Below are 18,963 nucleotides of genomic sequence, written 5' to 3' on the forward strand. Positions count from 1 at the left end.
GGGGCCCCCGTGACCGATCTGACGAAGTTGAGCGCCGCCGTGCTCGCAGACAAGCTCGCCTCGGGCGAGGTATCCAGCGTGGAGGCCACGCAGGCCCATCTCGACCGCATCGCGGCCGTGGACGCCGACATCCACGCCTTCCTCCATGTGAGCGAGCGCGCACTCGACGTCGCGGCCGGCATCGACACCCGCCGCGCGGCGGGTGAGCAGCTGGGGCCGCTGGCCGGCGTGCCCCTCGCGATCAAGGACGTGCTCGTCACGACCGACATGCCCTCCACGAGCGGTTCGAAGATCCTCGAGGGCTACATGTCGCCGTTCGACGCGACGGTGGTCGCACGCTCCCGCGTGGCGGGCCTCGTCCCCCTGGGCAAGACCAACATGGACGAGTTCGCGATGGGATCGTCCACCGAGCACTCGGCGTACGGCCCGACCCGGAACCCCTGGGATCTCGATCGGATCCCCGGCGGCTCCGGAGGCGGCTCGGCCGCCGCCGTCGCCGCTTTCGAGGCGCCCCTCGCGCTGGGCTCCGACACCGGTGGCTCGATCCGTCAGCCGGCGCACGTGACCGGCACGGTCGGGATGAAGCCGACGTACGGCGGGGTGAGCCGGTACGGCGCGATCGCGCTGGCATCGTCGCTGGATCAGGTCGGTCCGGTGACCCGCACCGTGCTGGATGCCGGGATGCTGCACGACGTCATCGGCGGGCACGATCCGCACGATTCGACCTCGCTGGCCGAGGCCTGGCCCTCGTTCGCCGCGGCCGCTCGCGAGGGCGCCACCGGCGACGTGCTCAGGGGCCTGCGTGTCGGCGTCATCAAGGAGCTGCCCGACAGCGGCTTCCAGGCCGGCGTGTCGGAGTCGTTCCGCACGGCTCTGGACGCGATGCAGGCGCAGGGTGCCGAGATCGTCGAGATCAGCGCACCCCATTTCGAGTACGGCGTCGCCGCCTACTACCTCGTGCTCCCTGCCGAGGCGTCCAGCAACCTGGCGAAGTTCGACTCGGTGCGCTTCGGCATGCGTGTCGACGTGCCCGGCGGCACTGTGGAGGACGTCATGGCGGCCACGCGCGACGCCGGATTCGGCGACGAGGTCAAGCGACGCATCATCCTGGGCACCTACGCGCTGTCGGCCGGATACTACGACGCGTACTACGGCTCGGCGCAGAAGGTGCGCACCCTCATCCAGCGCGACTTCGACGAGGCCTTCGCGCAGGTGGACGTGATCGCCACGCCGTCGGCGCCGACGACCGCGTTCAAGCTCGGCGAGAAGGTCGACGACCCGCTGCAGATGTACCTCAACGACGTCACGACGATTCCCGCGAACCTCGCGGGCGTTCCCGGCATCTCGATCCCCTCGGGACTGGCCGCCGAGGACGGGCTGCCGGTCGGCATCCAGTTCCTCGCTCCGGCGCGGCAGGACGCCCGCCTGTATCGGGTGGGCGCCGCGCTCGAGGCCGTGCTCGTCGACTCCTGGGGCGGACCGCTCCTCGACAAGGCACCGGTGCTGGACACGATGGGGGGCGCGCGCTGATGGCGAAGGACGCACTGATGGACTTCGACAAGGCACTCGAGTTGTTCGAGCCCGTGCTGGGTTTCGAGGTGCACGTCGAGCTGAACACCGAGACGAAGATGTTCTCGTCCGCGGCGAACCCGGCGAACTCCGCCAACCACGCCGCCGGGCCGAACACGCTGGTGGCGCCCGTCGACATGGGGCTGCCCGGCTCGCTGCCCGTGGTGAACGAGACGGCCGTGCGCTACTCGATCAGCCTCGGGCTGGCCCTCGGCTGCTCGATCGCTCCGTCGAGCCGGTTCGCGCGCAAGAACTACTTCTATCCCGACCTGGGCAAGAACTACCAGATCTCGCAGTACGACGAGCCGATCGCCTTCGAGGGTCACGTCGACGTCGAGCTCGCGGACGGCACCATCGTGCCCGTGCCGATCGAGCGTGCCCACATGGAAGAGGATGCCGGCAAGCTCACCCACGTCGGCGGGGCGACCGGCCGCATCCAGGGCGCGGAGTACTCGCTGGTCGATTACAACCGCGCCGGCGTTCCGCTGGTCGAGATCGTGACCAAGCCGATCTTCGGCACAGAGCACCGCGCTCCGGACGTGGCCAAGGCCTACGTGCAGACGATCCGCGACATCGTCCTCAGTCTCGGGATCTCTGACGCCCGGATGGAGCGCGGCAACCTGCGCTGCGACGCGAACGTGTCGCTCCGTCCGCGCGGCCAGGAGAAGCTGGGCACGCGTACGGAGACCAAGAACGTGAACTCCATGCGATCGGTGGAGCGGGCGGTGAGGTACGAGATCCAGCGGCAGGCGGCGATCCTCGCCGCCGGCGGCACGATCACGCAGGAGACGCGCCACTGGCACGAAGACACCGGAACCACCTCGCCCGGACGCCCGAAGTCCGACGCCGACGACTACCGGTACTTCCCTGAGCCCGATCTGCTTCCCGTGGTCCCGGCGCCGGAGCTGATCGAGCAGCTGCGCGGGGCGCTGCCGGAGCCTCCCGCCGCGCGTCGCCGTCGCTTGAAGGCCGAATGGGGCTTCACCGACCTCGAGTTCCAGGACGTCGTCAACGGCGGGCTTCTGGCCGAGGTCGATGCGACGGTGGCGGCGGGCGCCGCGCCGGCGTCCGCTCGCAAGTGGTGGACCGGCGAGCTCACGCGGATCGCGAACGCGATGAGCGCGGAGGGCACCGCGCGAGAGGTGTCCGATCTGGCCACTCCGGCGCAGGTCTCCGAGCTCCAGCAGCTGATCGACGAGGGCACGCTGACCGACAAGCTGGCACGCCAGGTGCTGGAGGGCGTGGTCGCGGGCGAGGGCTCGCCGAAGGAGGTCGTCGCAGCACGCGGACTGGCTGTCGTCTCGGACGACGGTGCGCTCATCGCCGCGATCGACGAGGCGCTCGCGTCGCAACCCGACGTGCTCGAGAAGATCCGCGACGGCAAGGTCCAGGCTGCTGGCGCTGTCATCGGCGCGGTCATGAAGGCCATGAAGGGCCAGGCCGACGCCGCACGCGTGCGCGAACTGGTTCTGGAGCGCGCGGCGCAGTAGTCCGGCTTCTCGTGCTCCGGGTCCGGCGATGGCCCGGAAGCACGCGATGTCGGCGGTGCGGCGCAGAATGGACCCATGGGGCGCGGCGACGGATCGGGCCGGCTCGTCTCACCCGAGGGTGCCGACGACGCCGGCACCGGCATCCTTCATGTCGACATGGATGCGTTCTACGCATCGGTTGAGCAGCTCGACGACCCATCGCTGCGAGGCAAGGCGATCATCATCGGTGCGCCCGACGGTCGATCCGTCGTCTCGAGTGCCTCTTACGAGGCACGCCGGTACGGCGTCCGTTCGGCGATGCCCGTGGGGCAGGCGCTGCGCCTGTGCCCGCACGCGATCGTGGTGCAGCCGCATTTCGATCGCTACCTCGCGCTGTCGGCGACGGTGATGGGCATCTTCCGCGAGATCACTCCGCTGGTCGAGCCGCTGTCGATCGATGAGGCCTTCCTGGACGTCCGCGGAGCCCGCAGGCTGTGGGGATCGCCGGGCGAGATCGCACGGATGCTGCGTGCCCGCGTCGTCGAAGAGACCGGGCTGACCTGCAGCGTGGGAGTGGCGGCGACGAAGCACGTGGCCAAGATGGCGTCGACCATCAGCAAGCCCGACGGGCTGCTCATCGTTGCCGAACACGACACGGACGCCTTTCTGCGGCCGCGGCCCGTCCGCGCGCTGTGGGGCGTAGGGCCGAAGACAGCGGAGGCACTCGAGGGCCGCGGCATCCGCACCGTCGCCGATGTGCTCGACACGCCACGGACCGTGCTCGACCGTGTTCTCGGCGGGGCGATGCGCGAGCGGATCTGGCAGCTGTCCCGGGGAATCGACCCGCGCCCGATCGACACGCACCGGGTGGAGAAGAGCATCGGTCACGAAGAGACCTTCCTCGAAGACATCGCCGACGACGCCATCCTTCGCGCGGAGTTGCGCCGGCTCGCCGATCGCGTCGGAGCGCGGCTGCGAGCGGGGGAGTGGGAGGCGGCCACCATCGCCATCAAGGTCCGCTTCGCGGATTTCACGACCATCACCCGCTCGCAGACCCTCACGGAGCCCACAGCGGTCGGCCAGCGGATCGGGGATGCCGCGCACGAGCTGTTCGCCGCGATCGAGCGGCCGCTTCCGGTGCGGCTTATCGGCGTCCGTGCGGAGCGCCTGCGGCCGGCGGGTGGCGCGGCGCCTGCGCTCTGGGACGACAACGAGGAGTGGCGGCGGGTGGAGGACGCGCTCGACGGCGCCGCGGCCAAGTTCGGTCGTGGCGCGATCACCCGTGCCACGCTGCTCGGCCGAGCACGCGCGGGCAGCACCCTGCCGTCGAAACCGCCTGCACCGGGTACGGACGGGCCGGAACGGGCATTGGGCTGACCGAGCACTGGGCTGAACGAGCACTGGGCTGAACGAGCACTGGGCTGAACGAGCACTGGGCTGAACTAGCACTGGGCTGAGGCCTGTGCGCCCGCTACCGTTGAGCCATGCCCAATATCGCACTGGAACTCGGCAAGCAGTCCGCGGCCCTCGGCGTCAAGAGCGCCTACGGGGAGCAGCAGGACGTCGACGGCATCCGCCTCATCCCCGTCGCACTGACCTGGTCGGGATTCGGAGGCGGCTCCGACGAGGCGGGGAACGGTGGAGGCGGCGGGGGCAGCTACGCCATTCCGGTCGGCGCATACATCCGGCGCGGGGACGACCTCCGTTTCGAACCGAACATCGTGGCACTCCTCGCGGTCGCCGTGCCGTTCGTGTTCATCGCCGGCCGCGCGCTCAGCCGTGTCATCCGCGCCCTCAAGAAGTAGTCCCGATCCGGTCGCGGTATCGCTGGACGCGGCCGTCACCGATCTCGTCGCCGCGATCACGCGAACCGCGGCGTCCAATCCCGTCGTCCTCGTCGACGGTCGCAGTGGAGCGGGCAAGACTTCTCTGACGCGCGCCCTCGTGACGCGCTGGCCGCTCCGGGGCCGAGTACAGCTCGTCGCTCTCGACTCGATCTACCCGGGCTGGGACGGCCTCGATGACGGTGTCGAAGCCGCGCGGGAGCAGATCCTCGTGCCGCACGCGCGTGGCATCGTCGGTGTGTGGCAGCGCTGGGACTGGGAGCTGCAGCAGCCCGCCGAGGCTCACGCGGTCGATCCGTCGCTGCCGCTGATCGTGGAAGGCGCCGGTCTCCTGACACCCGCGACGGCACGCCTCGGAGACATCCGCGTGTGGCTGGAATCGCCGGATGCATCGCGACGGCACCGCGCACTCTCACGTGACGGCGAGACGTACGCTCCCCATTGGGAGCGCTGGTCGCGCCAGGAGCAACGTCATATCGAGCGTGACGCGCCGACGCGCCACGCGACGCACGTCTTCCGCATCCCCTGATGCCCCGGATGCCTCAGGCTTCGTCGTCGAGCGCGGAAACGAGCCCGTCCAGGCGGTAACCGAGCCAGTCGTAGATGCCGAAGCGGGGGTTGTCAGGATCGTGATCCTCCGGCCCGGTGATTCCCAGGCGCGTGGCGAGGACGAGCCGGACGGCGGCCAGAGTCCGAAGCCACGCTTGCGCGACCTCGGGGTCCAGACGCACCTCCACCGATTCCATGAGTGCGGGGTCATCCGGGTCGTCGGGGATCTCAGGGGCGTCCGCGAGCGAAGCCAGGACGACGCCGGCGTCGGTTCGGCGGCGGTCGAGAAGGTGCGTCTCGGTGAGGTCCCGGAACTCCCGGGCATCGCGCTCGTCGGTATAAGCCGGCGGCACCAGCCTGCCGATGGCCGGATCGCCGTCGTCGGGCGCCGCGTCCGACACGAGCTCGAGGAACTGACCGACGATCCCGACGAGATGAGCCGCCTCCAGTCGGGCCAGCTCCATGACGATCACCCGGTCCGTCATTGCGGCTCCTGGCGGACGGTCGCCCACAGGCCGTAGTCGTGCATCGCCTGCGCGTGAAGCTCCATCTGCTCTCGCGCCCCGACAGCGACGACAGCATGCCCCTCGTTGTGCACGGCGAGCATCAACCGCTCGGCCTCGGCCCGGGACAGCCCGAAGTACTCGCGGAAGACATGGGTGACGTAGCTCATGAGGTTGACAGGATCGTCCCAGACAACGGTCTGCCACGGGCGGTCCGGGTGCGGATTCTCTCGAAGTTCGGATTCCCGCTCGATCGACGGTGTCGCCAGCGCGGACATCACGCCCACCCCAGTTCATGCAGGCGGGCGTCGTCGATGCCGTAGAAGTGCGCGATCTCGTGCACCAGTGTCGTGTGCACCTCGTCACGCAGCGCACCCTCATCGTCGCAGGCAGCCAGATGCGCCTCGCGGTAGACGATGATCCGATCCGGAAGCTCGCCGCCGCCGTACCGATCGCGCTCGGTGAGCGCCCATCCGTCGTAGAGGCCGAAGAGATCGAGACCGCCGTCAGCGGACCGGTCCTCGACGACGAACACGACGTTGTCGAGCCCTTCGACCATGTCATCGGGAAGGGCGTCGAGCTCATCGATCACGAGCTGCTCGAACGTCTCGGCATCCATCTCCATCATGATGCCTCGGTTCGCCGACACGGAGGGCCGCTGACGAGGCCCCGATCCGACTGCTTGGGGTGAGTAACGGGACTTGAACCCGCGGCCCCCTGGACCACAACCAGGTGCTCTACCAACTGAGCTATACCCACCATGTCTCCCGCTTGAGCGGGCAACCAGAAGATTCTCTCACACCTCTGGGGCAAACGACGAAACGACGGAGGCTGCCACGGCGCGTGCCCCGTCACTGGTCGGACCCGGCTCCGGCACGAAGACCGCCTGCCGGTAATAGGCGAGCTCGCGGATCGATTCGAGGATGTCGGCGAGGGCGCGATGGCCGCCGTCCTTGGCCGGCGCATGGATGTACGCACGGGGGTACCAGCGGCGCGCCAGCTCCTTGATGCTGGACACGTCCACGTTGCGATAGTGCAGCCACCGGTCCACGCGGGGCATGTACTTCGCGATGAACATCCGGTCGGTGCCGATCGTGTTGCCGGCAAGAGGTGCCTTGCCCTCCAGCGGGACGAACCGCTGGATGTACTCGAGCACCTGGAACTCGGCATCCGCGACCGTGACACCGTGGGGGATCTCGTCGATGAGCCCCGACGTGCGATGCATGTTCGTCACGAACTCGTTCATGTTCGCCAGCGCCGAGGCATCCGGCTTGATGACGATGTGGAAGCCCGGGTCGAGCACGCGCAGCTCGAAGTCGGTCACGACGACCGCGATCTCGACGAGTTCGTCGACTTCGAGATCGAGCCCGGTCATTTCGCAGTCGATCCACACCAGACGATCGTTCTCAGAAGCCCCCACCATGCGGTCCATCCTATTGACGCCCCGGACAGCGGGCTCGGCGGGGTCGCCGAGCCCGGAGCCCCTCCGGGAGGATTCGAACCCCCGACCTTGCGGGTAGAAGCCGCTCGCTCTGTCCCCTGAGCTACGGAGGGAAGGGTGGGTGACCAGATTACCCGGTCGCCGTCGCGCGGCGGATCTGGCGTGTCAGCGCGTTGCGGCGTAGCGTCGGCATCGGAGGCCTCGAAAGGAGTTCACCATGAGCACCACGCAGACTCACCGCCCGCTCTGGGTCGCCTACGGCGCTTCGGGCGTCGTCGGCAGCATCCGCAAGGACGATGAGGGCTACATCGTCACGATGGCGGGCGCCGACTCGTCGCTGGGCGCGTTCCCCAGCATGGAGATCGCGAAGGGTGCCCTCCACGCCCACATGACGCCGGGCAGCGACTGGCCCCAGTTCCGGGAGCATTAGACCCCGAGGGTCTTGTCCGGCGCGCCCTGTGAGGGCTCAGGACACCGTCTGATCCGCCCGCGCCGGGGCGCGAGCGGGTCGCTGAGTGTCGAGCAGAGGCAGCGCGACATGCACGAGCGGGCCGATCAGAAGTGCGAACAGTACGGTGCCGATTCCGACGGTGCCGCCGAGCAGCCAGCCGACCAGCAGAACGGTCAGTTCGACGAGCGCGCGGCACAGCCAGATCGGCCATCCGAGGCGCGAGTTCATGCCGGTCATGAGTCCGTCGCGGGGTCCCGGTCCGAATCGTGCCCCGATGTAGAGTCCTGACGCGAGCGCCACCAGCAGGATGCCGCCGAGAAGCAGGGCGATCTGCGGCAGGAGGCCCGCCGCGGGCGGGACCAGCCACAGCGTGGCCTGCATGCTGGTGCCGACGAGGAGGATGTTGGCGATCGTGCCCACCCCTGGCTTCTGCCTCAGCGGGATCCACAGAAGCAGCACGAAGAAGCCGAGGATGTTGGTGATCCACCCGATGCCGATGCCGGTGTGAAGCGAGAGCCCCTGAGCGAACACGGTCCAGGGGTCGACGCCGAGTCCCGCTTCGATGGTCAGTGCGCACCCTGCGCCGTAGAGGAACAGGCCGACGAGCAGTTGGGTGACGCGACGAGGCATGCCACCATCCAATCGCATGATTGGACTGCGCATGGCGGTCCAATCCGGCTAATGTGGCTGCATGGACTCTCGAGTGTCGGCAAGGGCGCTGTCGGTGGCCCTGGGTGGCTGGCGCACGAAGGAGCCGGTGTACGAGGCGCTGGCCGACGGCATCCGGCTGCTCTGCCTCGACAACCGGCTCGCACCGCGAACGGCGCTTCCGGCGGAGCGGGAACTCGCCGGCGCGCTTCAGGTGAGCCGCAGCACCGTCGCGGCGGCCTACCGCAGCCTGCGGGACTCGGGCCACATCGCCAGTCTGCGCGGCTCGGGCAGTGTCACGCTCCCTCTCGGACGGCACGACCCCGGACGTGCCGCCGCTGCCGACGGCACGATCGATCTGCAGCAGGCGAGTCCTCCGGCGTGGCCGGGACTCGCCGGTGTGATGGCCGAGGTGGCGCAGTCCGCGTCGTCGCTCGTGGCGCGCGTCGGCTACGACGTGCTGGGGCGCATCGAGTTGCGTGAGGCGATCGCCCGGCGCTACGAGCGCCGCGGCATCCCCACGCGCCCGAGCGAAGTGCTGGTGACGACGGGGGCGCAGAGCGCGATCCACCTGGTGGCGTCCGTGCTCCTCGGACGCGGTGACCGCGTCCTCATGGAGACGCCGACGTACCCCCACGCGGTCGATGCGCTGCGCAGAGCAGGGGCGCGTCCGGTCGGCGTGCCGGTGACGACCGATGACGGATGGGACCTGGACCGGGCCGAGCAGGCATTCGCGCGGACTCTGCCGGTCATGGCGTATCTCATGCCGGACTTCCACAATCCCACCGGCCGGTCAATGACGGCGGCCGAGCGTGATGTGTTCCTCCTCGCCGGCGAGCGGGCCGGTTCCGTGCTCGTGCTGGATGAGACGACTTCCGAACTCGATATCGACCGCGGCCCTGTCGCCCCTGGTTTCGACGCGACCGAATCCGGGACCATCGTGCGGATCGGCTCGCTGGGCAAGACCGTGTGGGGAGGGCTTCGCGTCGGCTGGGTGCGAGCCGAAGGCGATCTGATCCGGCGCCTCGTCGCCGCGCGACCAGCGCAGGACCTGGGCACGCCCGAGTTCGAGCAGGCGGTGGTGACCCATCTGCTCGACGACTTCGACGAGATCCTCACGCAGCGCTCGAACCTGCTGCGAACCGGGAGGGACGCCCTCGTCGGTGCGCTGGCCGAACACCTCTCGCAGTGGCGTGTTCCCTCCGTGCACGGGGGAGTGTCGCTGTGGATCGAGCTCGATGCGCCGCTCAGCTCGGCGGTGGTGATCGACGTGCGCTCACGCGGCGTTCTGTTGTCGGCCGGACCGCGCTTCTCGATCGAGGGCGGCCACGATCGCCACCTGCGGATTCCCTTCACGGCGCCGCCCGAGCAACTCGTCCGCGCTGTTCGCGAATTGGCTCGATCGTGGCGCGATGTCCGCGCCGGCGCCCCGGTGACGTCCGTCGACCGCGTGAGTGCGGTGGTGTGAAGCGCGCCTGACACCCGTCCCGGAACGGGGTGGCGGTGCCGAGCTCACCGGGCGAATCGGAGGCAGTCGATGGCCTCCTCGATTCGCCAGAATTCGCCGAGCTCGAGGAACGCGCGGGACGAGGCGCGAAACCGGCGAACCCGGTAGCGGATGCCGCTTCCGTCGGCGATCGCTTGGAGGTGACCGATCACATGCCCCTTGCGATCGATCACGCGCCACAGTGCAGGCGCCGCGGCTGCCAGTCGAACCGGTACTCCCGAAGGCAGCCGCGGGGGATCCAGGTGTGCATCACGTCGCAATGTCTGGTCCATTTCATCTCCCTTCCCCTCGAAGATATGTGCGACCTCCGACATTGCCGGCACGCTCGCTCAGCAGCCCTTCCTCCACAACAGGGACTCCGGACTCGCTTGTCCCCAGAACGCACCTGGAGCCACGACCGGCTCGCGCCGCGGGCGCAGGCTGAACATGCCGCCGGCGTTCACCGGGCACGGACGCCGGCGGCACCGGGGACGGTCCCCGGGCTGGCAAGAAGGGAAGCGACATGAACGACACGATCACCATCACGGGGAACATCGCGACGGAACCGGAGTTCAAACGGATCGGCAGCGGGGTGCCGGTCATCAACTTCCGCGTCGCGAGCGGACTGCGCAGATTCGATCGCGCTGCCAACACGTGGGTAGACGCGGGCACCAACTGGTACTCCGTCTCCGCGTTCCGCGGGCTCGCCGAGCACGCGTTCGATTCGCTGCACAAGGGCGACAGGGTGTTGGTCACCGGGCGACTGCGACTGCGCGACTGGGACACCGGAACGAAGCGCGGAACAGCGGTCGAGATCGACGCGGAGGCCATCGGCCACGATCTGCTGTGGGGGACGAGCACGTTCTCCAAGTCGAGCCGGCCGTCCGAGCGATCCGAGCAGGAGAGCACGTGGGGACCGAACGAGTCGGATTCGTGGGCGGCGCCTGGAGTCGACTCCGCCGGTGCGCCCGCCGGTGGCGATCCCGCCGCCGGCGCGGCGGGATCCGATTCGTCGCTCCTCGCCGTCGAGGCAGATGAGTCGAGTGACACGCGGGTGCTCGCGGGAGCCGAGGCGCCGTTCTGACGCGTTCAGGTGGCGCTCGGGATGCCGGGCCATAGACTCTCCCCGTGCCCCGACATCCCGAGCCCTCCCGCCCCCGGGGCGTGATCGCGACTGCCCGTGGGGCACGCTTCCTGGTCGCCGCGGCGGGTGCCGCCCTGCTGGCCGGCTGCACCGCTCTGGCCCCCGCACCGACTGGGACGGACGGCGGGACTGCCGGGCCCACTTCGACTCCCGAGCCCTCCTCCACGAGTTCCGCGCCGTCTGAGCCCGTCCTGGTGGTCGGCGGCTCGGCGGCCGAGAACCTCCCCGTCTTCACCTCCGTGACCAACTCCGTGTGGAGTTCGGAGCAGCGCGAATCGGGTCGTGCATATGTCGATGCGCTCGTGGCAACGGGATTCGACAAGGCCGCCATGCAGGTGACCGAGGACTTCTCGACGGTAGGCAATCCTGCCGAGAGCATCCAGTTCTCGGTGCGCTGGGGGGACGAGTGCCTGATCGGACAGGTAGGCTCCGCGACGGGCGAGCCGGTCACGGTCGTCGCGCCGGTGCTGGCTGAGGGAACGTGCCTCATCGGCCAGACGCGCTCGATCGACTGGTGACCCGGACCCGCGGGTAGGCTGGGACGCTGACGTCCGTACTCCAAGGAGAGCAGAAACCCGCATGGCTGAGTACATCTACTCGATGGTCCGCGCGCGCAAGGCGGTCGGCGACAAGCTGATCCTCGACGACGTGACGATGGCGTTCCTTCCCGGCGCGAAGATCGGCATGGTCGGCCCGAACGGCGCCGGAAAGTCGACGATCCTCAAGATCATGGCGGGCATGGACACGCCGTCCAACGGCGAGGCCAAGCTCTCTCCGGGGTTCTCGGTCGGCATCCTGATGCAGGAGCCCGAGCTCGACGAGTCCAAGACGGTGCTGGAGAACATCCAGGACGGCATCGCCATCAAGGCCAAGGTCGACCGCTTCAACGAGATCTCCGGCCTCATGGCCGACCCGGACGCCGACTTCGATGCACTGCTGGCCGAGATGGGCACCCTGCAGGAAGAGATCGATGCCGCGGACGCGTGGGATCTCGACTCCCAGCTGGAGCAGGCGATGGACGCGCTGCGCACCCCTCCCGGCGATGCCGAGATCGGTCCGCTGTCCGGCGGTGAGCGGCGTCGAGTGGCGCTGACGAAGCTGCTGCTGCAGAAGCCGGATCTGCTGCTCCTCGATGAGCCCACGAACCACCTCGACGCCGAGAGCGTGCTGTGGCTCGAGCAGCACCTGCAGAAGTATCCCGGTGCTGTCATCGCCATCACGCACGACCGGTACTTCCTCGACAACGTGGCCGAGTGGATCGCCGAGGTCGACCGGGGGCGTCTCATCGGCTACGAGGGCAACTACTCGACCTACCTCGAGAAGAAGGGCGAGCGCCTCGCCATCCAGGGCAAGAAGGATGCCAAGCTCGCCAAGCGCCTCGCCGAGGAGCTCGACTGGGTCCGCTCGAACGCGAAGGGGCGCCAGGCGAAGTCCAAGGCGCGTCTGGCCCGCTACGAAGAGATGGCCGCAGAGGCGGACCGCACGCGCAAGCTCGACTTCGAAGAGATCACGATCCCGCCCGGGCCGCGCCTGGGCAGCATCGTGATCGAGGCGAAGAAGCTCCAGAAGGGTTTCGACGGTCGCTCGCTCATCGACGGGCTCAGCTTCAGCCTTCCCCCGAACGGCATCGTCGGCGTCATCGGCCCGAACGGCGTGGGAAAGACGACACTGTTCAAGACCATCGTCGGCCTCGAGTCGCTGGACGGCGGGGAACTGAAGATCGGCGAGACGGTCAAGATCAGCTACGTCGACCAGAGCCGCTCGAACATCGACCCCAACAAGACTCTGTGGGAGGTCGTCTCGGACGGCCTGGACATCATCACCGTCGGCAAGACCGAGATCCCCTCGCGCGCCTACGTCTCGAAGTTCGGGTTCAAGGGGCCGGACCAGCAGAAGAAGGCGGGCGTGCTCTCGGGTGGTGAGCGCAACCGGCTCAACCTGGCGCTGACGCTCAAGGAGGGCGGCAACCTGCTGCTGCTCGACGAGCCGACCAACGACCTGGACGTCGAGACCCTGCAGTCTCTCGAGAACGCGCTCCTCGAATTCCCCGGCTGCGCCGTCGTGATCACGCACGACCGGTGGTTCCTCGACCGCATCGCCACCCACATCCTCGCCTACGAGGGCACCGACGAAGACCCCGACAACTGGTATTGGTTCGAGGGCAACTTCGAAGCCTACGAGGAGAACAAGATCGAACGCCTCGGTCCGGATGCCGCCAAGCCCCATCGCTCCACGTACCGCAAGCTCACACGCGATTGAGCCGAACGCAGTCGAGCTGCTCGATGCTGAGGCGATTGATCGTGGTGACGAACGAAGTGAGGAGCACGCGTGACTGAGACGAGCGAAAACGACGTCGCCGTCCCGTCCGGCCCCGCGCCGGGCGGGACGCCGCGCCGCCTGCATGTGCCGATCCATCTGCGATGGGGCGACCTCGACGCGTTCAACCACGTCAACAACACCGCGATGCTCAAGCTGCTCGAAGAGGCACGCGTCCGTGCGTTCTGGGCGCCGGAACCCGGCGAGGAGGCCCCAGAGACGGCTCTGCTCGACTCGAGCATCTTCAGCGGCGTGCTCACCCTCATCGCCCGCCAGGAGATCGAATATCTCGCGCCCGTGCCCTACCAGCGGCATCCGCTCGACGTGCAGATGTGGTTCGGCAAGCTCGGCGGTTCGAGCATCGAAGTCTGCTACGAGGTGTTCAGCCCGGTCGAGACCGCCTCGCCCGATCAGACGCTGTACGCCCGCGCCACGACGGTGGTGGTCAAGGTGGATGCCGCATCCGGCCGCCCGTTGCGGCTGAGTGCCGAGGAACGAGCCGCCTGGACGCCGTACCTCGGCGAGCCGATCGGGTACACGCACCGGCGCTGACGGCTCGCGGTCGCGAGCTGATCAGTCCGCGTCGGGGACGCGGACCATGATCTCCTGAGCGACGCTGGCCAGCAGGACGCCGGCGGCCGAGTACACGCGGCCCGTCGCCAGCCCGCGGCCTCCGCGCGCGCTCGGGGACTCCTGGACGTACAGCATCCATTCGTCGGCGCGTCCGAACCTGTGCCACCACATGGCGTGGTCCAGACTCGCGACCTTGAGCCCCGGCGTCGCCCACGCGATCCCGTGAGCCCGCAGGATCGATTCCTGGATGGTCAGGTCGCTGACGTATGCCAGCGCCGCGCGGTGGATGCCCGCCGCGTCCGGCAATTGCCGCCGCACCCGCATCCACACCGCCTGACGGGGGACCCGCTCGCCCTGCACGCTGGCATATATGGGCGATGGGATGTGGCGCAGGTCGACCGGCCGATCCGTGAAGAGCCGCTTGGACATCGGATGCAGTCCCTCGAGGTGCGACTCGACATCGGGCAGCTCGTCCGGCCCCGGAATGCCCTCCGGCATCGGCTCCTGATGCTCCAGCCCCGGATCCTCGTCCTGGAAGGAGGCGATCATGGAGAAGATCGGCACGCCGTCCTGGAACGCCTGCGTGCGGCGGGTCGAGAACGACCGGCCGTCGTGGATGCGGTCGACGGCGAACGTGATGCCCTTCGTGGAGTCGCCCGGCCGCAGGAAGTAGCCGTGCATCGAGTGCACGATGCGGCCGTCGGGAATGGTCCGCTCGGCGGCGACGATCGACTGTGCGAGCACCTGACCGCCGTAGACGCGCCCGAGCGGCATCGACTGCGACGTGCCGGTGAAGATGTCCTCGCTGGTGCGCGCATCGGATCCGCTGAGGTCGAGCACCGCGAGCAGCGAGGCGACCGGATCGGCTTCGACGGTCGGCTCGGCGTCGTTCACGGGGGCTCCTCTCCGGGGCGGCCTCCGCCCGTCGATCTGCTTGGTAGCTTAGGGCGATGTCTCCGCGCCTGCTCCTCGCCGACCCGGCCTCGGCCGCGGACGCGCTCACGTTCGCCGGCCGCGCCGCGCGCTTCACCACGGAAGGCGTTCGGCTGCAGGCGAGCGGCGGTGTGCTGGCCATGACCGCGGCGCCGCTGGCGCCGAAGGGCATCGGAGACGCCACGCCCACGGTCCTGGCGATGCGGACGCTGGCCGCGGATCCGGAGCTGGTGTGCGACCTCGTCGTCGAGGCATCCGTCCTGTCTGCGGTCCTCGACGAGCCGAGCGCCGTGAGCCTTCCCGAGACGGCGCTGTCACCGGCGTGGGCGGGCATCGCGCCGCCGCGAAGCGGATGGGAGCCCCGGGCATCGCTCGACACTGCGCTGCTCGCGGCCAAAGCACAGGGCGGGATCGCGCGGGTCGCGGACGAGGTGCCGACGGATGCCGGGGAAGACGCTGTGCGAGCCGTCCGCGCACACGTCTGGGGAGCACCCGACGATGAGCTGGGTGGTCTGCCACTGGGCGCCGCGTTCGCTGCGCTCAGCATGGGGTTCATCAGCGGCGGCGAGTCGGCCCGCGTCCTCGTGAGCGGCGCCTGGACGCGGGTGAGCCTGCAGCGCGGACACGTCCTGGTGCGCGGGCCGGTGGCGAGCGGTCTGGGGCCGGTACGGCGCACCGGCGGGCGCTGACGGCGTCAGACAGCCGCAGCGACAGCGCGCCCCGCGACGCGCCCCGAGAAGAGGCATCCGCCGGCGAACGTGCCCTCGAGCGCGCGATAGCCGTGCACCCCGCCGCCACCGAACCCGCTCGCTTCGCCCGCGGCATACAGCCCCGGAATCGGCTCGCCGTTCGCCCCGAGAGCGCGCCCGGACAGGTCGGTCTCGATGCCGCCGAGGGACTTGCGCGTGAGCACGTGCAGCTTGACGGCGATGAGGGGGCCGGCACCGGGGTCGAGGATGCGGTGAGGGCTCGCGGTGCGGATCAGGCGGTCGCCCCGGAAGGCGCGGGCAGAGCGCAGCATCGCGATCTGGGCGTCCTTGGTGAAGTCGTTGGCGACTTCGCGGTCGCGCGCCTCGAGTTCGAATCGCACTCGCTCCGCGTCGAGGACCTCGCCACCCGGCAGCGCCCGCATGCCGGAGATGAGGTCGTCCAGTGTGTCGCGCACGACGAAGTCGGCCCCGTTGTCCATGAAGGCCTGCACAGGCCCGGCGGCGCCCTTTCCGAGCCGGGACTTCGCGAGGAGACGGACATCCTTGCCGGTGAGATCGGGGTTCTGCTCGCTGCCCGAGAGAGTGAACTCCTTCTCGATGATCTTCTGCGACAGCACGAACCAGGAGTGGTCGTAGCCGGTCGCCCGCAGGTGCGCCAGCGTGCCCAGCGTGTCGAAGCCGGGGAAGAGGGGCACCGGCAGGCGCGTGCCGGTGGCGTCGAGCCAGACCGACGACGGTCCGGGGAGGATCCGGATGCCGTGATCCGGCCAGATGGGATCCCAGTTCTGGATGCCCTCGACGTAGTGCCACATCCGATCGCCGTTGATCAGTCGCGCGCCCGCGGCCTCGGTCACGACCTGCATGGAACCGTCGACGTACGCGGGCACACCGGTGACCATGGCCTCGGGAGGTGTCCCGAGGCGCTCGGGCCACCACTTCCGCACCAGCTCGTGGTTGCCCCCGATGCCGCCGGACGCGACGATCGTGGCTCCGGCGGTGATCGCGAACGAACCGACGGCCTCCCGAGAGCTGGCGACGCCGCGCGCGGCGCCCGAAGGCGCCAGGATGTCGCCCTCCGCCCCGACGACCACGCCCGACGTCGTGGTGAGCGACGTCACCTTGTGCCGGGGGAGGATCGTGATGCGGCCTCTGCTCTCGGCGTCCTCGACGGCGGCCTGGAACGGCGCCACGATGCCGGGTCCGGTGCCCCACGTGATGTGGAACCGCGGCACCGAGTTCCCGGGTCCGGTCGCGGTGTATCCGCCGCGCTCCGCCCACCCGACGATCGGGAAGAACCCGACGCCCTTCTGACGCAACCAGGATCGCTTCTCCTCGTGGGCGAACTGCAGATACGCCTCCGCCCACCGCCGCGGCCACAGGTCCTCATCGCGGTCGAAGCCGGCGTTTCCGAACCAGTCCTGGCGTGCCAGCTCGAGCGAATCGCGCACCCCGAGCCGGCGCTGTTCGGGGGAGTCGATGAAGAACAGCCCGCCGAACGACCACCACGCCTGACCGCCGAGATTCGTGCGCGGTTCCTGATCGACGATCGTCACGCGCTTCCCGGCAGCCGCGGCCTCACTCGCAGCGACGAGTCCGGCGAGCCCCCATCCGATGATGAGGACGTCGGTGGAGTGTGTGGCGAGGGGCATGTCGACTCCTTCGTCGGCGGGGTGGATGCGTCAGGGCGATGGGTCGGGAGGCGCCGCGGTGACCGGCAGGGATCCGGCGGCGCGGCCGTCGCTGGCAGGACCGATGCCCGTCGGCTCGAACGTGTTCACCATCGCGAACGCGGCGCGCTGGAGATAATCCCACAGCGTGGTCTCGTGCAGCGGCGGCAGATGGAGCTCGTCGACGGCTGTCCGCATGTGGGCGAGCCAGCGATCGCGAGCGTCCGGATTGACGTGGAAGGGCGAGTGGCGCATCCGCAGGCGCGGGTGCCCGCGCTGCTCGCTGTATGTCGACGGCCCACCCCAGTACTGCTCGAGGAACGTCGTGAGGCGCTCCTTCGCCGGGCCGAGGTCCTGCTCGGGGTACATCGGCCGGAGCACCTCGTCGTCGGCGACACCACGATAGAAGGCGTCGACGAGCCGGACGAACGTTTCGTGGCCGCCGACCTCGTCGTAGAAGCTCAGGGGTGCGGCGCCGGGCGCGGGGGTGGCGTCTGCGGGAGCGGAGTCGGTCATGGCGTCCCTTCCGGGGAGGTTCCGGGTGCGGCGTCGCCGCCGGGCTGCGGCTGCGACTTCTTGCTCGTGCGCTTCGGCCGCCACACCGGACGCTCGACTGCCGCCGGCGCGACCGGGTTGGGTTTGGTCTTCGGCGGGTTCGCGCCTCGCACCCGCAACGCCCCCTCGATGCCGGTGGGCATGATCGTGTTCAGCGCCGGGAGGGTGATGCCCATCTCGTCGACGGCGTGCTTCAGTCGCATCCGCAGTTCGCGCGCCACATCGTCCTTCGCGTTCGCACGGGTCTTCATCACGAGGCGGATGACGAGGGCATCGCCCGAGATGGACTCCAGCCCCCATACCTCGGGCTGCTCGAGGATCCGGGTGCGCCACTTCGGGTCCTTGGCGAGACCCTTCGCGGTGTCGAGCATGGCCTTCTCGACCTCTTCGATGTCGGAGTCGACGGCGACCGAGAGATCGATGATGACGCGCGACCAGCCCTGCGACAGGTTGCCGATCCGCGTGATCTCGCCGTTGCGCACGTACCACAGCGTGCCGTTGACGTCCCGCACGTGGGTCACGCGCACGCTGACGTACTCGACGATGCCGGTGGCGAGCCCGAGGTCGACGACGTCGCCGATGCCGACCTGGTCCTCGGCGACGATGAAGATGCCGTTGAGCACGTCCTTGACGATGTTCTGCGCGCCGAAGCCGAGGCCGGCGCCGATCGCCGCGGTCAGCAGCGTCAGCGACGCCAGGGCGTTGGGCGCGAAGACGTTGACGATCAGGAGCAGCGCGATCACGACGATCGTCACGTTGACGATGTTGTGCAGGATCGATCCCAGCGTGCGGGTGCGCTGCACGAGTCGTACCGAGGCGAGCGGGGAGCGCTCCAGCGCCTGGGTGTCGTCGACGTTGGCCTTGGATTTCGCGCCGCTCACGATGCGGTTCACGACGCGGTTGATGACGAGGCGCAGGACCCACACCAGCAGGATCGCGCCGAGGAGGATCCCCACGGCAGCGACGAGGTTCCACCCCGCGCGTACGAAGAAGTCACCGATCTCCTGCCAGAGAGCGGGGTCGGTGATTTCGGGGGTGTCGAGGGGAACGCGGATCATCGTCACGATCCTAACGACGGATGCCTCCGCCTCCGCTGAACGCCCGC

22 protein-coding genes and 2 tRNA genes are annotated in these 18,963 nt (G+C 69.1%); 12 read left to right on the plus strand and 12 right to left on the minus strand.

Annotated elements, in window-relative coordinates:
* Nucleotides 1-9 precede the first annotated feature (9 nt).
* From gatA to ACLKM7_RS10370, 5 genes are all read left to right on the plus strand, one after another.
* A complete protein-coding gene (gene gatA, locus ACLKM7_RS10350) occupies nucleotides 10-1,530 on the plus strand; it encodes an Asp-tRNA(Asn)/Glu-tRNA(Gln) amidotransferase subunit GatA (RefSeq protein ID WP_436447105.1) in 1,521 nt (506 codons plus the stop codon).
* The gene (gene gatB / locus ACLKM7_RS10355) at nucleotides 1,530-3,059 is read left to right on the plus strand and encodes an Asp-tRNA(Asn)/Glu-tRNA(Gln) amidotransferase subunit GatB (RefSeq protein ID WP_436447106.1); all 1,530 of its coding nucleotides are present in this window, start codon (nucleotides 1,530-1,532) and stop codon (nucleotides 3,057-3,059) included. Before gatA ends, gatB begins: the two co-directional genes overlap by 1 nt.
* A gap of 75 nt (nucleotides 3,060-3,134) precedes the next feature.
* Complete coding sequence (dinB, locus tag ACLKM7_RS10360) at nucleotides 3,135-4,415, plus strand: DNA polymerase IV (RefSeq protein ID WP_436447107.1); 1,281 nt, start codon at nucleotides 3,135-3,137, stop codon at nucleotides 4,413-4,415.
* A gap of 107 nt (nucleotides 4,416-4,522) precedes the next feature.
* On the plus strand, nucleotides 4,523-4,843 hold the full coding sequence (locus ACLKM7_RS10365) for a hypothetical protein (RefSeq protein WP_436447108.1): 321 nt from the start codon (nucleotides 4,523-4,525) through the stop codon (nucleotides 4,841-4,843).
* Nucleotides 4,818-5,411, plus strand: a complete 594-nt coding sequence (locus tag ACLKM7_RS10370; RefSeq protein WP_436447109.1) for a hypothetical protein — start codon at nucleotides 4,818-4,820, stop codon at nucleotides 5,409-5,411. Before ACLKM7_RS10365 ends, ACLKM7_RS10370 begins: the two co-directional genes overlap by 26 nt.
* A 13-nt stretch (nucleotides 5,412-5,424) precedes the next feature.
* Here ACLKM7_RS10370 and ACLKM7_RS10375 read toward each other — a convergent pair whose 3' ends face one another.
* From ACLKM7_RS10375 to ACLKM7_RS10400, 6 genes are all read right to left on the minus strand, one after another.
* Nucleotides 5,425-5,916: a DUF2017 family protein gene (locus ACLKM7_RS10375; RefSeq protein WP_436447110.1), complete on the minus strand. Its 492-nt coding sequence runs from the start codon at nucleotides 5,914-5,916 to the stop codon at nucleotides 5,425-5,427.
* Nucleotides 5,913-6,221, minus strand: a complete 309-nt coding sequence (clpS, locus tag ACLKM7_RS10380) for an ATP-dependent Clp protease adapter ClpS (RefSeq protein ID WP_436447111.1) — start codon at nucleotides 6,219-6,221, stop codon at nucleotides 5,913-5,915. The genes ACLKM7_RS10375 and clpS overlap by 4 nt, the downstream gene beginning before the upstream one ends.
* Complete coding sequence (locus ACLKM7_RS10385; RefSeq protein ID WP_436447112.1) at nucleotides 6,212-6,583, minus strand: metallopeptidase family protein; 372 nt, start codon at nucleotides 6,581-6,583, stop codon at nucleotides 6,212-6,214. The genes clpS and ACLKM7_RS10385 overlap by 10 nt, the downstream gene beginning before the upstream one ends.
* Nucleotides 6,584-6,617: 34 nt before the next feature.
* A tRNA-His gene (locus ACLKM7_RS10390) sits at nucleotides 6,618-6,693 on the minus strand.
* Between the two features lie 37 nt (nucleotides 6,694-6,730).
* Nucleotides 6,731-7,357, minus strand: a complete 627-nt coding sequence (gene orn, locus ACLKM7_RS10395) for an oligoribonuclease (protein ID WP_436447113.1) — start codon at nucleotides 7,355-7,357, stop codon at nucleotides 6,731-6,733.
* A 58-nt stretch (nucleotides 7,358-7,415) separates the two neighbouring features.
* Nucleotides 7,416-7,488: transfer RNA gene (locus ACLKM7_RS10400), tRNA-Arg, on the minus strand.
* Between the two features lie 104 nt (nucleotides 7,489-7,592).
* On the opposite strand from ACLKM7_RS10400, the gene ACLKM7_RS10405 reads away from it, so the two are divergent.
* Complete coding sequence (locus ACLKM7_RS10405; protein WP_436447114.1) at nucleotides 7,593-7,805, plus strand: methyltransferase; 213 nt, start codon at nucleotides 7,593-7,595, stop codon at nucleotides 7,803-7,805.
* Nucleotides 7,806-7,841: 36 nt separating this feature from the next.
* Here ACLKM7_RS10405 and ACLKM7_RS10410 read toward each other — a convergent pair whose 3' ends face one another.
* Nucleotides 7,842-8,456 (minus strand): YczE/YyaS/YitT family protein, encoded by a 615-nt coding sequence (locus tag ACLKM7_RS10410; protein ID WP_436447115.1) that lies wholly within the window; start codon nucleotides 8,454-8,456, stop codon nucleotides 7,842-7,844.
* Between the two features lie 61 nt (nucleotides 8,457-8,517).
* Here ACLKM7_RS10410 and ACLKM7_RS10415 point away from each other — a divergent pair, with 61 nt between their 5' ends.
* Complete coding sequence (locus ACLKM7_RS10415; protein ID WP_436447116.1) at nucleotides 8,518-9,942, plus strand: PLP-dependent aminotransferase family protein; 1,425 nt, start codon at nucleotides 8,518-8,520, stop codon at nucleotides 9,940-9,942.
* A 44-nt stretch (nucleotides 9,943-9,986) separates the two neighbouring features.
* Here ACLKM7_RS10415 and ACLKM7_RS10420 read toward each other — a convergent pair whose 3' ends face one another.
* Nucleotides 9,987-10,295: a hypothetical protein gene (locus ACLKM7_RS10420; protein WP_436447117.1), complete on the minus strand. Its 309-nt coding sequence runs from the start codon at nucleotides 10,293-10,295 to the stop codon at nucleotides 9,987-9,989.
* A gap of 188 nt (nucleotides 10,296-10,483) precedes the next feature.
* On the opposite strand from ACLKM7_RS10420, the gene ssb reads away from it, so the two are divergent.
* The 4 genes from ssb to ACLKM7_RS10440 all read left to right on the plus strand — a co-directional run bounded on the left by ssb (nucleotide 10,484) and on the right by ACLKM7_RS10440 (nucleotide 13,972).
* Nucleotides 10,484-11,044: a single-stranded DNA-binding protein gene (gene ssb / locus ACLKM7_RS10425; RefSeq protein ID WP_436447118.1), complete on the plus strand. Its 561-nt coding sequence runs from the start codon at nucleotides 10,484-10,486 to the stop codon at nucleotides 11,042-11,044.
* 44 nt (nucleotides 11,045-11,088) lie between these two features.
* Nucleotides 11,089-11,622, plus strand: a complete 534-nt coding sequence (locus ACLKM7_RS10430) for a DUF6993 domain-containing protein (RefSeq protein ID WP_436447119.1) — start codon at nucleotides 11,089-11,091, stop codon at nucleotides 11,620-11,622.
* A 61-nt stretch (nucleotides 11,623-11,683) separates the two neighbouring features.
* Nucleotides 11,684-13,363: an energy-dependent translational throttle protein EttA gene (gene ettA / locus ACLKM7_RS10435; RefSeq protein ID WP_436447120.1), complete on the plus strand. Its 1,680-nt coding sequence runs from the start codon at nucleotides 11,684-11,686 to the stop codon at nucleotides 13,361-13,363.
* A gap of 138 nt (nucleotides 13,364-13,501) precedes the next feature.
* Complete coding sequence (locus ACLKM7_RS10440; RefSeq protein ID WP_436447228.1) at nucleotides 13,502-13,972, plus strand: acyl-CoA thioesterase; 471 nt, start codon at nucleotides 13,502-13,504, stop codon at nucleotides 13,970-13,972.
* A gap of 21 nt (nucleotides 13,973-13,993) precedes the next feature.
* On the opposite strand, the gene ACLKM7_RS10445 is transcribed toward ACLKM7_RS10440, so the two are convergent.
* The gene (locus ACLKM7_RS10445) at nucleotides 13,994-14,887 is read right to left on the minus strand and encodes an acyl-CoA thioesterase (protein WP_436447121.1); all 894 of its coding nucleotides are present in this window, start codon (nucleotides 14,885-14,887) and stop codon (nucleotides 13,994-13,996) included.
* 56 nt (nucleotides 14,888-14,943) lie between these two features.
* Here ACLKM7_RS10445 and ACLKM7_RS10450 point away from each other — a divergent pair, with 56 nt between their 5' ends.
* A complete protein-coding gene (locus ACLKM7_RS10450) occupies nucleotides 14,944-15,615 on the plus strand; it encodes a hypothetical protein (protein WP_436447122.1) in 672 nt (223 codons plus the stop codon).
* Between the two features lie 5 nt (nucleotides 15,616-15,620).
* Here the strand turns inward: ACLKM7_RS10450 and ACLKM7_RS10455 are convergent, their stop codons facing one another.
* The 3 genes from ACLKM7_RS10455 to ACLKM7_RS10465 are packed head-to-tail and all read right to left on the minus strand — an operon-like array spanning nucleotide 15,621 to nucleotide 18,916.
* On the minus strand, nucleotides 15,621-17,285 hold the full coding sequence (locus ACLKM7_RS10455; protein ID WP_436447123.1) for an FAD-binding dehydrogenase: 1,665 nt from the start codon (nucleotides 17,283-17,285) through the stop codon (nucleotides 15,621-15,623).
* A gap of 30 nt (nucleotides 17,286-17,315) precedes the next feature.
* On the minus strand, nucleotides 17,316-17,819 hold the full coding sequence (locus ACLKM7_RS10460; RefSeq protein WP_436447124.1) for a globin: 504 nt from the start codon (nucleotides 17,817-17,819) through the stop codon (nucleotides 17,316-17,318).
* A complete protein-coding gene (locus ACLKM7_RS10465) occupies nucleotides 17,816-18,916 on the minus strand; it encodes a mechanosensitive ion channel family protein (protein WP_436447125.1) in 1,101 nt (366 codons plus the stop codon). The genes ACLKM7_RS10460 and ACLKM7_RS10465 overlap by 4 nt, the downstream gene beginning before the upstream one ends.
* Nucleotides 18,917-18,963 lie beyond the last annotated feature (47 nt).

Origin of the sequence: Microbacterium sp. I2, from assembly GCF_051364985.1 — a bacterium.
Taxonomy (GTDB): domain Bacteria; phylum Actinomycetota; class Actinomycetes; order Actinomycetales; family Microbacteriaceae; genus Microbacterium.